General features: G+C 68.7%; 14 protein-coding genes. 12 read left to right on the forward strand and 2 right to left on the reverse strand.

The genetic code is table 11. The annotated features are described in order from the left end of the window. Positions 1-2: 2 nt before the first annotated feature. The 6 genes from A5698_RS00850 to A5698_RS00875 are packed head-to-tail and all read left to right on the forward strand — an operon-like array spanning position 3 to position 6,719. Positions 3-746 carry a GntR family transcriptional regulator gene (locus A5698_RS00850; RefSeq protein ID WP_068292091.1) on the forward strand — a complete coding sequence of 248 codons (744 nt, stop codon included), beginning with the start codon at positions 3-5 and terminating at the stop codon, positions 744-746. Beyond that, a complete protein-coding gene (locus A5698_RS00855) occupies positions 743-970 on the forward strand; it encodes a 4Fe-4S dicluster domain-containing protein (RefSeq protein ID WP_068292094.1) in 228 nt (75 codons plus the stop codon). The genes A5698_RS00850 and A5698_RS00855 overlap by 4 nt, the downstream gene beginning before the upstream one ends. 10 nt (positions 971-980) lie before the next feature. Beyond that, positions 981-2,408 carry an ABC transporter substrate-binding protein gene (locus tag A5698_RS00860; protein WP_068292098.1) on the forward strand — a complete coding sequence of 476 codons (1,428 nt, stop codon included), beginning with the start codon at positions 981-983 and terminating at the stop codon, positions 2,406-2,408. Next, positions 2,405-3,256: an ABC transporter permease gene (locus A5698_RS00865; RefSeq protein ID WP_084792165.1), complete on the forward strand. Its 852-nt coding sequence runs from the start codon at positions 2,405-2,407 to the stop codon at positions 3,254-3,256. Before A5698_RS00860 ends, A5698_RS00865 begins: the two co-directional genes overlap by 4 nt. Further along, positions 3,253-4,017, forward strand: a complete 765-nt coding sequence (locus A5698_RS00870) for an ABC transporter ATP-binding protein (RefSeq protein WP_068292100.1) — start codon at positions 3,253-3,255, stop codon at positions 4,015-4,017. Before A5698_RS00865 ends, A5698_RS00870 begins: the two co-directional genes overlap by 4 nt. Beyond that, complete coding sequence (locus A5698_RS00875) at positions 4,014-6,719, forward strand: fumarate reductase/succinate dehydrogenase flavoprotein subunit (RefSeq protein ID WP_068292102.1); 2,706 nt, start codon at positions 4,014-4,016, stop codon at positions 6,717-6,719. Before A5698_RS00870 ends, A5698_RS00875 begins: the two co-directional genes overlap by 4 nt. Here the strand turns inward: A5698_RS00875 and A5698_RS00880 are convergent. Together A5698_RS00880 and A5698_RS00885 are read right to left on the reverse strand one after the other, a co-directional pair. Continuing rightward, a complete protein-coding gene (locus A5698_RS00880) occupies positions 6,695-7,915 on the reverse strand; it encodes an FAD-dependent monooxygenase (protein WP_068292110.1) in 1,221 nt (406 codons plus the stop codon). The two genes, A5698_RS00875 and A5698_RS00880, sit on opposite strands and share 25 nt — an antisense overlap. Before the next feature lie 17 nt (positions 7,916-7,932). Beyond that, a complete protein-coding gene (locus A5698_RS00885; RefSeq protein WP_068292119.1) occupies positions 7,933-9,135 on the reverse strand; it encodes a serine hydrolase domain-containing protein in 1,203 nt (400 codons plus the stop codon). A gap of 111 nt (positions 9,136-9,246) precedes the next feature. Here A5698_RS00885 and pyrR point away from each other — a divergent pair, with 111 nt between their 5' ends. From pyrR to A5698_RS00915, 6 genes are all read left to right on the forward strand, one after another. Beyond that, positions 9,247-9,831, forward strand: a complete 585-nt coding sequence (gene pyrR / locus A5698_RS00890) for a bifunctional pyr operon transcriptional regulator/uracil phosphoribosyltransferase PyrR (RefSeq protein WP_068292122.1) — start codon at positions 9,247-9,249, stop codon at positions 9,829-9,831. Further along, positions 9,828-10,778 (forward strand): aspartate carbamoyltransferase catalytic subunit, encoded by a 951-nt coding sequence (locus A5698_RS00895; RefSeq protein ID WP_068292124.1) that lies wholly within the window; start codon positions 9,828-9,830, stop codon positions 10,776-10,778. The genes pyrR and A5698_RS00895 overlap by 4 nt, the downstream gene beginning before the upstream one ends. Continuing rightward, positions 10,775-12,067, forward strand: a complete 1,293-nt coding sequence (locus tag A5698_RS00900) for a dihydroorotase (protein WP_068292126.1) — start codon at positions 10,775-10,777, stop codon at positions 12,065-12,067. Before A5698_RS00895 ends, A5698_RS00900 begins: the two co-directional genes overlap by 4 nt. Continuing rightward, positions 12,064-12,567, forward strand: coding sequence for a PH-like domain-containing protein (locus A5698_RS00905; protein ID WP_067287684.1), 504 nt, complete (start codon positions 12,064-12,066; stop codon positions 12,565-12,567). The genes A5698_RS00900 and A5698_RS00905 overlap by 4 nt, the downstream gene beginning before the upstream one ends. After that, positions 12,564-13,694: a glutamine-hydrolyzing carbamoyl-phosphate synthase small subunit gene (gene carA, locus A5698_RS00910; RefSeq protein ID WP_156670563.1), complete on the forward strand. Its 1,131-nt coding sequence runs from the start codon at positions 12,564-12,566 to the stop codon at positions 13,692-13,694. Before A5698_RS00905 ends, carA begins: the two co-directional genes overlap by 4 nt. A gap of 39 nt (positions 13,695-13,733) precedes the next feature. Beyond that, the coding region (locus tag A5698_RS00915; protein ID WP_502688853.1) for a carbamoyl phosphate synthase preATP-grasp domain-containing protein at positions 13,734-14,193 on the forward strand (460 nt) is incomplete at its 3' end.

Consider the following 14,193-nt stretch of genomic DNA (forward strand, 5'->3'; position numbering starts at 1 on the left):
GCATGTCGCAGCCCGAGCCGACGCCGCTTCGGCGGCCGCGCGCCGACCGCGCTCGCCAGGTCGCCGATGTGTTGCGGCACCAGATCCACGCGGGCGCATTCGACGGCGGCCTGCCCGCCGAACACGATCTGGCGGCGGAGTTCTTCGTGTCCCGCAACACCGTTCGCGAAGCGCTCGCCGTGCTGAAGAACGAAGGCCTGATCGACCGTGGCCCCAAGGTCGGCACTCAGGTCGCGGTGCGCAAGTACGACCACGGCCTCGACGCCCTGGTGGGCCTGAAGGAGACGTTCAAGGACTACGGCGAGGTCCGCAACGAGGTCCGCGCGGTGCAGCATCTGGCCGCGCCGCCCGCGGTCGCGCGCAAGTTGCGGCTGGAGCCGGGCGAGCAGGTGCTCTTCATCGAGCGGTTGCGGTATCTCGGCGACCTTCCGCTGTCGCTCGATCTGACGTATCTGGCGCCCGACATCGGCGCCGAGGTGGTGCAGCACTCGCTGGAGACCAACGACGTGTTCGCGCTCATCGAACAGGTCAGCGGTCAGCGGTTGGGCCGCGCGACGCTGGCGCTGGAGGCGGTTTCGGCCGACGCGCATTCGGCGGCGACGTTGCAGGTGCCCGACGGCGCGGCGCTGCTGATGCTGGAACGACTCACCAGCCTCGACGACGGCCGGCCCGTCGACCTGGAGTACATCCGCATGCGCGGTGACCGAATCACCATGCGCGGCAGCCTGATGAGGAGCAATCCGTGACATTGATCAACCAACGCGCCGACGTGCCCGTGACGATCGACGAGTCGTTGTGCATCGAGGGCTGCACGCTGTGCGTCGACATCTGCCCGCTCGACTCGCTGGCGATCAACCCCGAGAACGGCAAGGCCTTCATGCACGTCGACGAGTGTTGGTACTGCGGACCCTGCGCAGCGCGCTGTCCCACCGGCGCCGTCACCGTCAACATGCCCTATCTGATCCGCTGAGGACCCACACATGAGAAGACCGTTGTACCGTCTGGCCGCACTCGCCGCCGCGTTGACGGTCGCGGCCTCGGGCTGCTCGCTCGACTCCGCGTCCGATTCCTCCGACGTCGTCAACGTCGTCGTCGGGTATCAGTCCAAGACCATCAACACCGTCACCGCAGGCACACTGCTGCGCGCACAGGGCTATCTGGAGCGGCGGCTCTCCGACATCGGCGAGCGCACCGGCACCGAGTACCGCGTGACGTGGCAGGACTACGACACCGGAGCGCCGATCACCGCGCAGATGGTCGCCGAGAAGATCGACATCGGGTCGATGAGCGACTACCCGATGCTGATCAACGGGTCCAAGACGCAGTCCAACGAGCGTGCCCGCACCGAGATCGTCTCGGTGACGGGATACAACCCGAAGGGCGCGCTGAACATGGTTGTCGTGAAACCGGATTCGCCGGCGCGGACGTTGACCGACCTCAAGGGGCAGAAGGTGTCGGCCAGCGTCGGGTCGGCGGGCCACGGCATGCTGGTGCAGGCGCTGTCCCGAGCCGGCGTCGACCCCAACACCGGCGTCGAAGTGCTCAACCAGCAGCCCCAGGTCGGCGCTTCGGCGCTGGAATCCGGTCAGGTGCAGGCACTCTCGCAGTTCGTCGCCTGGCCCGGACTGTTGGTGTTCCAGGACAAGGCCAAGCTGCTCTACGACGGCGCCGAGCTGGACTACCCGACGCTGCACGGGGTGGTCGTGCGGCGGGCCTACGCGGCCGAGCACCCGGAGGTCCTCGACGCGTTCCTGCAGGCGCAGCTGGACGCGACCGAGTTCCTCAACGACAAGCCTCTGGAGGCCGCCCGGATCGTCGCAGAGGCCAGCGGGCTGCCGCAGGAAGTGGTCTACCTCTACAACGGGCCCGGTGGCACGTCGTTCGACACCACACTCAAGCCGTCTCTGATCGAAGCGCTCGAAGGCGATGTGCCGTACCTGAAGTCGATCGACAACTTCGCCGACCTCGACGTACCGGGCTTCGTCGAAGACGCCCCGCTGCGCGCGGCGTTTCAGGTACGCGGGCTCGACTACGACAAGGCCTTGGCGGACACCGCGAACCCGTCGCTGGTCACCGGCACCGACCCGGTTTGCAACACCGCGGTGACCGACCCGGCGCAGGCCGGTGAGCTGTGGGTGGACGGCGCCGACACCACCCAGCCCGCGGCGACGCCGGCCTGCCTGCTGAAAGCGGTCCGCGATGCCACCGCCCGCGGCGCGACGATTCGCGCCGCCTATGTCCCCGACACCGAGTTCGGTACCCGCTGGTTCGCCGACAAGGCGATCTGGGTGAAGGACGGCGCGGACTACCGGCCGTTCGCCACTCCCGGTGGCGCGCAGCGGTTCATCGCCGCGCACCCCGGCAGCGCGCCGGTCGACTACGAGCAGGCGTTGGCAGGTGCGGCATGACGACGGTCGCCGAGGTGATCGAATCCCCGGTGCAGGCCGAGGCCGCGCCGGTGCGGGACAGGAAGTCCGTGGTGTGGCGGCGCCGGTCGGTACGGGTGGCATCGGTCGTCGCGGCGGTGGGCCTCTGGCAGCTGTTGACGGCCAACGACGTTCGACTGTGGTTGCGCTTCGACACCCTGCCGACGGTGACCGAGATCGCCACCGCGCTCACCCATCGGCTGGGCACCCCGGAGTACTGGCTCGACCTGGGGCAGTCGCTGATCCGGATCCTGACCGGGTTCGGGCTCGCGGCGCTCGTCGGTGTCGTCACCGGCATTCTGCTCGGCCGGTCGACGGCGTTCGCCGATGTCTTCGGGCCGCTCACCGAGCTCGCTCGCCCGATACCGGCGATCGCCATGGTGCCGGTCGCGATCCTGTTGTTCCCCACCGACGAGGCCGGCATCGTGTTCATCACGTTCCTCGCGGCCTACTTCCCGATCATGGTGAGCACCCGGCACGCGGTGCGCGCGCTGCCGACCATTTGGGAGGACTCGGTGCGCACGCTGGGCGGCGGACGCGTCGATGTGTTGCGGCGGGTCGTGTTACCGGGAATCCTGCCGGGACTGTTCGGCGGTCTGTCGGTCGGTATGGGCGTGGCGTGGATCTGTGTGATCTCCGCGGAGATGATCTCCGGCCGACTCGGCGTCGGATACCGGACGTGGCAGGCGTATACGGTGCTCAACTACTCCGACGTGTTCGTCGGCATCATCACGATCGGGGTGCTGGCCTTCACCACCGCCGCCGCGGTCGAACTGATCGGCAGGCACGCCACCCGCTGGCTGCCCCGCGCAGAGGAGAACGTCCGATGACCACCGCCACGATCGCGCCCGAAACCCTCCGGGGCATGCGACTCGAACTCGACGATGTGCGGCTGTCCTACACCGGCGCACCCGTCGTCGACGGCTTGAGCCTCGATGTACGCCCGGGGGAGATCCTGGTGCTCACCGGTCCGTCGGGATGCGGCAAGTCGACGGTGCTGCGCGCGCTGACGGGCCTGCTGCGACCGGATGCCGGCCGGGTGCTCGCCGACGGCGACGAGGTTGCGACCACATCGCGCGACCGGGGGATGGTGTTCCAGGACAGTGCGCTGTTGCCCTGGCGCACAGTGCGTTCCAACATCGAGCTGGCGCTGCAACTGCGCGGGATGCCGCGGGCCGGGCGACGTGAGCGTGCCGAGCGGTGGATCGGCGAGGTGGGCCTGACAGGGTTCGCCGACTATCTTCCCAAGAGCCTGTCGGGCGGCATGCGTCAACGTGTGCAGCTCGCACGCGGGCTGGCGGGTGCCCCGCGGGCGGTGATGATGGACGAGCCGTTCGCGGCACTGGACACCCAGACCCGGGCGGCGATGCAGCGGTTGCTGATTCAGACGTGGCAGGCGCACCCGACCACCATCGTGTTCGTCACCCACGACGTCGACGAGGCGCTGATACTCGGCGACCGCGTCGCGGTGCTCGGCCGGGCCGGTCAACCGCTCCGCGCGCGGGTCGACGTCCCGCAGCCCCGCGTCGCCGATGCCGACCGCCACGAGCCCCGTACCGAAATCATTGCTGCCCTTTATCATCCATCATGAACATTCCTGAACTCGCCGACACCGCTCGGCTCGACTGTGACGTGCTGGTGATCGGCGGAGGCACCGCGGGCACGATGGCCGCGCTGACCGCCGCCGAACGCGGCGCGCAGGTGCTGCTCCTGGAGAAGGCGCACGTCCGGCATTCCGGGGCGCTGGCGATGGGGATGGACGGTGTGAACAACGCCGTGATCCCCGGCAAGGCGAAACCCGAGGACTACGTCGCCGAGATCACCCGCGCCAACGACGGAATCGTCAACCAGCGCACCATCTATCAGACGGCCACCCGCGGATTCGCGATGGTGCAGCGCCTGGAACGCTACGGCGTGAAGTTCGAGAAGGACGAGCACGGCGAGTACGCCGTCCGCCGGGTGCACCGGTCCGGCTCCTACGTCCTGCCCATGCCCGAGGGCAAGGACGTCAAGAAGGCGCTGTATCGGGTGCTGCGCCAGCGGTCGATGCGCGAGAAGATCCGTATCGAGAATCGGCTGATGCCGGTGCGGGTGCTCACCGACGACACCGGCCGCGCCGTCGGCGCCGCCGCGTTGAACTCGCGCACCGGCGAATTCGCCGCGGTCGCGGCCAAGGCGGTGATCCTGGCGACCGGTGCGTGCGGACGGCTGGGACTACCCGCGTCGGGCTATCTGTACGGCACCTACGAGAACCCCACCAACGCCGGTGACGGTTACTCGATGGCTTACCACGCCGGAGCGGAGCTCTCCGGAATCGAATGCTTCCAGGTCAATCCGTTGATCAAGGACTACAACGGGCCGGCGTGCGCCTATGTGGCCAATCCGTTCGGCGGATACCAGGTCAACGCGTTGGGGGAGCGGTTCGTCGACTCCGACTACTGGTCGGGCCAGATGATGGCCGAGGTGAAGCGTGAGATCGAATCGGCCCGCGGGCCCATCTACCTCAAGGTCTCGCACCTGCCCGACGAGACGCTGACCGCTCTTGAGAACATCCTGCACACCACCGAGCGACCGACCCGGGGCACGTTCCACGCCAACCGCGGGCACGACTACCGCACCCACGACATCGAGATGCACATCTCCGAAATCGGCTTGTGTAGCGGGCATTCGGCGTCCGGTGTGTGGGTCGACGAGCACGCCCGAACGACCGTGCCGAGCCTGTATGCGGCGGGCGACCTGGCGTGTGTGCCGCACAACTACATGATCGGCGCGTTCGTCTACGGCGACCTCGCCGGCGAGCACGCGGCGTCGACGCTGCAGGACGTCACCGCGCCCGCCGCCCTGCCCGAGGACCAGCTGCGGGAGGCGCACGAACTCGTCTACCGCCCGCTGCGCCATCCCGAGGGCCCGCCGCAGCCGCAGGTCGAGTACAAGTTGCGCCGGTTCGTCAACGACTATGTGGCGCCGCCGAAGACGGCGACCAAGCTGTCGATCGCCATCGAGACGTTCGAGCGCATGCGCGACGAGATCTCCGAGATCGGCGCGACCACTCCGCACGAGCTGATGCGCGCGGTCGAAGTGTCCTTCATCCGCGACTGCGCCGAGATGGCGGCGCGTTCGTCGTTGACGCGCACCGAATCGCGGTGGGGCCTGTACCACGACCGCGCCGACCTGCCGCAGCGAGACGACGAAGGCTGGCGGTACCACCTCAACCTGCGCAAGGAGTCCGACGGGTCCATGACCTTCGTCAAACGGCCCGTTGCACCGTATTTCGTCGCGGTGCCCGATCTGGAGCACCTGCCCTCCGACGATCCGGTCACCCACGTCGAACAGCCCACGATGGCCATCGGCCGCGCACCGGTCGACGCTGCCTCCCGTATCCGCTCGACCACGCCCGCCGAGCCCCCGTCACCGCGCATCGCCGCGGTGCTCGCGCTGGAGTTGCCGTCCGTGCCGGAACTCGCCGAATTCCTCGCCGACGCCGACGCCGGGGTGCGCCGCACCGCGGTCGCCACCCTCGTCGAACATCTGCCCGACGGATACGAGGCACCGCTGATCGCCGCGCTGGATGATGCCGATTCCGGCGTCCGGCGTGTGGCCGCCGACGGTGCGCGAGAGCTCGTCGAGGTGCTCACCGGGCCGGAACATGTTGCTCCGCATGCCGAGTCGGCGGATCCCGAAGTGCGGGCGGTGGCCATCTACGTTCTGTCGGCGCGTCGTGTTGGCAACCAGCAGGCGTACCGCCGGGCACTCGACGACGTCGACCACCGGGTGCGGATCGAGGCCGTGCGAGCCCTGGTGTCGGTCGACGACGCCGACGGCGTCGCCGCGGCCGCGGGCGACGACAACCGCGAGGTGCGCATCGCGGCGGCCAACGGTCTGGCGACGCTCGGAACCGGCGCGCAGACCGTGCGCCGCCTGGTGGCCGACACCGATCCGCTGGTGCGGGCGGCCGCGCTGTCGGCGCTCGGTGCGGTCGGATGCGGTGACGACGACGAGCCCGGTGTGCGCGAGGCGCTCACCGCGCCGGCCTGGCAGGTGCGCGAGGGCGCGGCCCGGGCTCTGGCGGGCGCGGCGCCCGCCGTCGCGGTCCCGACGCTGTCGCGGGCGCTGAGCGATCAGCACCTCGACGTGCGCAAGGCCGCCGTGCTCAGCCTGACCCGGTGGGCGGCCTCGGAACAGGCTGCGCGGGATGCGTTGGAGATAGCGCTCAAGGACGGCGACGCCGACGTGCGCGCCTATGCCCGTCAGGCGCTGGTGCGTGCGGGTTACGAGACGGACTTGGCCGGATAGTCCGGCAGTTCGATCGAATCGGCCGTCGTGAACCACAGCCGCGCGGCCAGCGGCCGAAACGGCCAGCGCTGCATCCACTTCATCACCGCGGCGTTGATCGCGATGTCGGAGGCCGTGCTGGGCGCGTACCGGTCGATGGTGTTGTTCAGTTTCTGGCAGGTGTCCACATACGGGCGCATGCGGGTCTCGTATCGGGCCAGCGCCGTTGGAATACCTTCAGGCTGAAGCGAATCCGTGGGACCCAACTCGCCCGCGAGCAGGTAGGCGCCGACCCGAGCCAGGCTCGTGCCCATGCCGGACAGCGGCGAAGCGCAGTATCCGGCGTCGCCGACCAGCGTGACGCGTCCCGCCGACCAGGACGGCATGTGGATCTGGATGAAGGAGTCGAAGTAGAAGTCGTCGGCTTTCTCGGCCGCGACCAGCAGTGCGTCGCACTCCCATCCCGCGCCGGCGAATCGCTCGGCCAGAATGCGGCGCTGCTGGTCGAGGTCGTGCCGGTCGTACTCGAGCGGTTCGGACCGAAATGCCAGACCGGCCTTGGCGATCGCGGGGTCGTGGGAGGGACGCATCGACGCATTGAGCCCGCCGGAGGCCTGATACAGCAGGTACCAGCCGTCGAGTCCGACGCTGTCGGGTGCCGAGAACCACGCGTTGTAGCCGCCGATCGGCTTGGCGAACTTCTCTTCGGGGCCGAAGGCCAGGCGGCGTACCGCCGAGTGCGGGCCGTCGGCGCCGACGACGAGGTCGGCGTGCAGCACGGTCCCGTCGGACAGCGTCGCCTCAACGCCGTCGTCGACGTCACGCAGTTCCGAAATGCGCTGTCCGAACCGGTATTCGACCGAATCCCCGGTGACCTGATACAACACGTCCACCAGGTCGCCGCGCAGGATTTCGAGCTTGGACACCAGACCGTTGCCGTCGAACGCCGTCACCGGCATCTCGGCGCGTCGGCTGCCGTCCGAACGGACCCACGCCGCGCCCCGCTGCTCGAGCGCGCGGGCCCGCATCCGGTCGATCAATCCCATCCGCTCGATGACATCGCCGCCCGCGCCCCGCAGATCCACGGTCTGGCCGCCGGGCCGGATGCCGGGTGAGATCTCGACGACCACAACGCGATAACCGTTGCGGCTCAACCAGAACGCCAAGGACGGTCCGGCGATACCGGCGCCACTGATCAGGACGGTCGGCTGATTCATGCCGTCAGACTAAACGCTCAGATGTCTAGTGCCTGGTAAGTCCGGCGGACGAATTTCGGCTGCGCGCTCTGTAGTTTGGCCAGCGACGTGTTGCCCGCGATGGCGGCCGCGTCGACGTTGAGGTCGGGAAGGTTCTGGATCAGGTAGATCAGGATCAGATCCGCCGACGGGTCGGCCTGCCACCAGGTGCCGTATGCGCCCGGCCAACTGAACGTGCCCACCCCGCCGGGCCCGAACAGCGGACGCGACTTCGCCGGGTCGGTGACCACCGACAGGTTCAGCCCAAAGCCGCGGCCCACCCAGAACGGTGCGCCGAGGAAGTTCTGTCGCTTCTGCTCGTCGGTCAACCGGTCGGTGCGCATCAGCCGCACCGACTCCTCGGACAGCACGCGCACTCCGTCGAGCGTGCCGCCGGCCAACAGCATCCGCGCGAAGCGCAGGTAGTCGTCGACGGTCGACCACAACCCGGCGCCGCCCGCGCAGAACGGCGGATCGGTGATCGGCGCGGGACCCATCACGTCGTGCTGCAGGGTGTTGTTCTTGTCGAGCTTGTACATCGTGGCGGCGCGGTGCCGTCGCGACGTGCCCACGGAGAATCCGGTGTCGGGCATCTGCAACGGCTCGAAGATCCGTTCGCGCAGAATGTCGGAGAGAGGCTTGCCCTCGATGCGCGAGAGCGCGATGCCCAGAACGTCGGTGGCGTGGCTGTAGGTGAGCCGCTCGCCGGGCTGGTGCGCCAGCGGAAGTTTGGCCAGCTCGGTCAGCCAGCGGTCCTGATCCTGGCGGAACGACATCCGGCCGTACGCGCGGCCCAACGGGCCCAGCACCAAGAACGCGTAGGCCAGACCGCTGCGGTGCGTCATCAGGTCGTCGAAGGTGATGAGGCGGCGGGCCGGCGTCGTGTTGTCGAGATCGCCCTGCGGATCGAGAAGCACCTGCAGGTCGGCGAGTTCGGGCAGCCACGTCGTGACCGGGTCGTTCAGCGAAAAGCGGCCCTCCTCGAGGAGGCTCATCGCGGCCGCGACCGTCACCGGTTTGGTCATCGAGGCGATGCGGAAGATCGTGTCGCGCTGCATCGGCAGCCCGGCGTCGACGTCGCGGTGCCCCAACTCGTTGACCTGAAGTACCTCACCGGCGTGCCACACCAGGGTCACCGCTCCGGCGAGGAGTCCGGCGTCGATTGCCTCGCGAATGGACGCGGAGTTGCCGTCGAGTTTCATCGCGGCAAGCCTACTGAGGGAGAGCACGCCCGCGCGGATGCTAAGCTTCCCGGCAGTTTCGACGTCCTTTAAAGAGCCGTCCAGAGAGGCGGAGAAGGAGGTCAGAGTCGCTTGGGCGCGCAGTCAGGCTCGTCGGGCACCGACCGGGAGCTGATGTCCGCAGCGGACGTCGGCCGCACCATTTCCCGCATCGCCCATCAGATCATCGAGAAGACCGCACTCGACGGTTCCGATGCTCCCCGCGTTGTGTTGCTCGGGATCCCCACTCGGGGAGTGACGTTGGCCACCCGGCTCGCGGAGAAGATCAAGGAGTTCTCCGGCGTCGTCATCCAGCACGGCGCGTTGGACAACACGCTGTACCGCGACGACCTGGACTTCAAGCCGCCCCGCGCCCTGGAGGAGACGTCGATCCCGGAGGGCGGCATCGACCAGTCCCTCGTCATCCTCGTCGACGACGTGCTCTACACCGGCCGCTCGGTCCGCGCGGCGCTGGACGCCCTGCGCGACATCGGCCGACCGAAGGCGGTGCAGCTGGCGGTGCTCGTCGACCGCGGCCACCGGGAGTTGCCGCTGCGCGCCGACTACGTGGGCAAGAACGTGCCCACGTCCCGTAGCGAGAACGTGAAGGTCCGGCTAGCCGAAGACGATGGTCACGACGGGGTGTCCATTGCGCCGTACGGAGGTCCCATCAGGTGAAGCATCTGCTCTCGGCGGCGGATCTGTCGCGCGACGACGCGCTGGCGATCCTCGACAACGCCGACCGGTTCAGCCAGGCGCTGCTCGGCCGCGAGGTCAAGAAACTCCCCACGCTGCGCGGGCGCACGATCATCACGATGTTCTACGAGAACTCCACCCGCACCCGGGTCTCGTTCGAGGTCGCGGGCAAGTGGATGAGCGCCGACGTGATCAACGTCAGCGCCTCGGGATCGTCGGTGTCCAAGGGCGAGTCGCTGCGCGACACCGCACTGACGCTGCGGGCCGCGGGTGCCGACGCGCTGATCCTGCGCCATCCCTCCTCGGGCGCGCCGCAGCAGCTGGCCGAGTGGACGGCCACCGAGGGCGGACACGGCCCGGCGGTCATCAACGCCGGCGACGGCACCCACGAGCACCCCACCCAGGCGCTGCTCGACGCGCTCACCATCCGCCAGCGGCTGGGCGACATCGAGGGCAAGCGGGTCGTCATCGTCGGTGACGTCCTGCACAGTCGGGTGGCCCGCTCGAACGTGCTGCTGCTGCACACCCTGGGCGCGGAGGTGGTGCTGGTGGCGCCGCCGACGCTGCTGCCCGTCGGGGTCGCCGACTGGCCGGTCACGGTGTCGCACGACCTCGACGCCGAACTGCCGCTGGCCGACGCCGTGCTGATGCTGCGGGTGCAGGCCGAGCGCATGAACGGCGGCTTCTTCCCGTCGGCCAGGGAGTACTCGGTGCTCTACGGCCTGTCCGAGAAGCGCCAGGCGCTGCTGTCGGGCAACGCGGTGGTGCTGCATCCGGGGCCGATGGTCCGCGGTATGGAGATCGCGTTCTCGGTCGCCGACTCATCGCAATCGGCGGTGCTGCAACAGGTCTCCAACGGCGTGCACATCCGGATGGCGGTGCTCTTCCACCTGCTGGTGGGCGCCGAGAAAGAAGCGATCAGCGTATGAGCGTGTTGATGCGAGGTGTCCGTCTCTACGGCGAGGGCGATCCCGTCGACGTGCTGACGAGCGACGGGCAGATCGCCGAGATCGGTGCCGATCTTCGGATTCCCGACGATGCCGACGTCGTCGACGCCACCGGCCAGGTGCTGCTGCCGGGATTCGTCGACCTGCACACCCACTTGCGCGAGCCCGGCCGCGAGTACGCCGAAGACATCGAAACCGGTTCGGCGGCAGCGGCTTTGGGCGGGTACACCGCGGTGTTCGCGATGGCCAACACCAACCCCGTCGCCGACAGCCCCGTCGTGACCGACCACGTCTGGCAGCGAGGGCAGCAGGTCGGCCTGGTCGACGTGCATCCCGTCGGTGCGGTGACCGTCGGCCTGGCGGGTGCGCAGCTCACCGAGATGGGCATGATGGCCGGCGGCGCCGCCCAGGTGCGGATGTTCTCCGACGACGGCATCTGCGTGCACGATCCGTTGATCATGCGCCGCGCGCTGGAATATGCGACGGGACTCGGCGTACTGATCGCCCAGCACGCCGAAGAGCCACGGCTCACCGTCGGCGCGGTAGCCCACGAGGGTCCCAACGCGGCGAGGCTCGGGCTGGCCGGGTGGCCGCGGGCGGCCGAGGAGTCGATCGTCGCGCGCGATGCGCTGCTGGCCCGAGACGCCGGGGCGCGAGTGCACGTTTGCCACGCGTCCACCGCGGGCACCGTCGAGATCGTGCGGTGGGCGAAGTCACAGGGCATCTCGATCACGGCCGAGGTGACCCCGCACCATCTGCTGCTCGACGACGAACGGCTGGCCACGTACGACGGGCGCTACCGGGTGAACCCGCCGCTGCGGGAGACCTCGGACGCTCGGGCACTGCGGCAGGCGCTGGCGGACGGGATCATCGATTGTGTGGCCACCGATCACGCACCGCACGCCGAGCACGAGAAATGCTGCGAGTTCTCCGTCGCACGTCCCGGCATGCTCGGACTGCAGACCGCGCTGTCGGTGGTGGCCGAGACGATGGTGCGCCCGGGGTTGCTGACGTGGCGCGACGTCGCGCGGGTGATGAGCGAGCGGCCCGCCGAGATCGTCGGTCTGCCCGATCAGGGCCGCCCGCTGGAGGTCGGCGAGCCCGCCAACCTGACCGTGGTCGACCCCGACGCGACGTGGACCGTGGAAGGTTCCGCGCTGGCCAGCCGCTCGGCCAACACGCCCTATGAGGCGCTCGAACTGCCGGCGGTCGTGACGCTGACGCTGTTGCGCGGCAAGGTCACCGCGCGGGATGGGAAGTGCCCCGCGTGAACACCGGCACGCTCGTCGGATCGTTGATCATGGCCGCCGTCGTGGCCGTGTTGATCGCGGTTCTGATCCAGGCGATGATCCGCGGATGGCGCCGCCGCGCGGAGCGCCAGGCCGAGATCATCGGCACGCTGCCGCCGCTTCCCGACATCGTCGGGCCGGCCATCGTGCCGCCCACCAAGGGGTTGTACGTCGGCAGCACGCTCGCTCCCGACTGGAACAACCGCATCGTGGTCGGTGACCTCGGTTTCCGCACCAAGGCCGTGCTGACCCGCTACCCCGAAGGAATCATGTTGCAGCGCAGTGGCGCCTTGCCGATCTGGATCCCCGACGAGTCGATCACCCAGATCCGCACCGAGCGGGGGATCACCGGCAAGGCGATGACGCACGAAGGCATTCTCGCGATCCGGTGGCGGCTACCGTCGGGCACCGAGATCGACACCGGGTTCCGCGCCAACGACCGTCGCGAGTACTCGCACTGGGTGGAGCAGGAGGCGGCGTGACGGGAACCGACAAGGCACTTCTGGTGCTCGAGGACGGCCGGGTCTTCACCGGCACGACGTTCGGTGCGATCGGTCAGTCGCTCGGCGAAGCGGTGTTCTCCACCGGCATGTCGGGTTACCAGGAGACGCTGACCGATCCGAGCTACCACGGGCAGATCGTGATCGCGACGGCACCGCAGATCGGCAACACCGGATGGAACCGCGAGGACGCAGAGAGCCGCGGCGACAAGATCTGGGTCGCCGGATACGCGGTGCGTGACCCCTCGCCGCGGGCCTCGAACTGGCGGGCCACGTCCACGCTGGACGAGGAACTCGAACGCCAGGGCATCGTCGGTATCGCGGGCATCGACACCCGCGCGGTGGTGCGCCATCTGCGCAGCCGCGGGTCGATGAAGGCCGGGTTGTTCTCCGGTCCGGCGCTCGCCGATCTCGACGAACTGCTCGAGCGGGTGCGCAATCAGCCCAGCATGCTCGGCGCCAATCTCGCGGGGGAGGTCAGTACCGATGCCGTCTACGTGGTGGAACCCGAAGGGCAGCAACGGTTCACGGTGGCCGCGATCGACCTCGGTATCAAGACGAACACCCCGCGCAACTTCGCGAAGCGCGGCATCCGCAGCCATGTGCTGCCCGCGTCGGCGAGCTTCGAGCAGATCGCCGATCTCAAGCCGGACGGGGTATTCCTGTCCAACGGCCCCGGCGATCCCGCCACCGCCGACCACATCGTCGCCGTCACCCAGGAGGCGCTCGGCGCGGGAATTCCGCTGTTCGGCATCTGCTTCGGCAACCAGATCCTGGGAAGGGCACTCGGGCGCTCGACGTACAAGATGGTGTTCGGCCACCGCGGCATCAATGTTCCGGTGATCGACCACCAGACCGGCAGCGTCGCGATCACCGCGCAGAACCACGGATTCGCCCTCGAGGGCGAGGCGGGGGAGCGCTTCGACACCCCGTTCGGCGAGGCGGTCGTCAGCCACACGTGCGCCAACGACGGTGTGGTCGAAGGCATCAAACTCGTCACCGGACTGGCGTTTTCGGTGCAGTACCACCCGGAGGCAGCGGCGGGCCCGCACGACGCGAACTATCTGTTCGATCAGTTCATCGACCTGATGGCAGGGGAGAACAAGTGAGGCCCGATTTGCGCGCAGTTTCGCGGGACAGGGGCGTCGATGCCTAAGCGCAGCGACCTCAACCACATCCTGGTGATCGGCTCCGGGCCGATCGTGATCGGGCAGGCCGCGGAGTTCGACTACTCCGGAACCCAGGCGTGTCGGGTGTTGCGCGCCGAGGGGCTGCAGGTCAGCCTGATCAACTCCAACCCGGCGACGATCATGACCGACCCCGAGTACGCCGACCACACCTACGTCGAGCCCATCACACCGGAGTTCGTCGAACGGGTAATCGTGCAGCAGGCCGAGCGCGGCAACAAGATCGACGGCCTGCTCGCCACGCTGGGCGGGCAGACGGCGCTGAACACCGCGGTGGCGCTGTCGGAGTCGGGGGCGCTGGCCAAGCACGGCGTGGAACTGATCGGCGCGGACTTCGAGGCCATCCAGCGCGGCGAGGACCGTCAGCGGTTCAAGGACATCGTCGCCAAGGTCGGCGGTGAATCCGCGCGCTCGCGAGTCT

The organism is Mycobacterium sp. E136 (assembly GCF_001666865.1).
GTDB lineage: Bacteria > Actinomycetota > Actinomycetes > Mycobacteriales > Mycobacteriaceae > Mycobacterium.

Coding starts and splice junctions, on each gene's coding strand:
- A5698_RS00880 (WP_068292110.1), bottom strand. CDS start 7,915: ATGAATCAGCCGACCGTCCTGATCAGTGGCGCCGGTATCGCCGGACCG.
- A5698_RS00860 (WP_068292098.1), top strand. CDS start 981: ATGAGAAGACCGTTGTACCGTCTGGCCGCACTCGCCGCCGCGTTGACG.
- A5698_RS00885 (WP_068292119.1), bottom strand. CDS start 9,135: ATGAAACTCGACGGCAACTCCGCGTCCATTCGCGAGGCAATCGACGCC.
- A5698_RS00865 (WP_084792165.1), top strand. CDS start 2,405: ATGACGACGGTCGCCGAGGTGATCGAATCCCCGGTGCAGGCCGAGGCC.
- A5698_RS00900 (WP_068292126.1), top strand. CDS start 10,775: ATGAGCGTGTTGATGCGAGGTGTCCGTCTCTACGGCGAGGGCGATCCC.
- A5698_RS00870 (WP_068292100.1), top strand. CDS start 3,253: ATGACCACCGCCACGATCGCGCCCGAAACCCTCCGGGGCATGCGACTC.
- A5698_RS00875 (WP_068292102.1), top strand. CDS start 4,014: ATGAACATTCCTGAACTCGCCGACACCGCTCGGCTCGACTGTGACGTG.
- A5698_RS00850 (WP_068292091.1), top strand. CDS start 3: ATGTCGCAGCCCGAGCCGACGCCGCTTCGGCGGCCGCGCGCCGACCGC.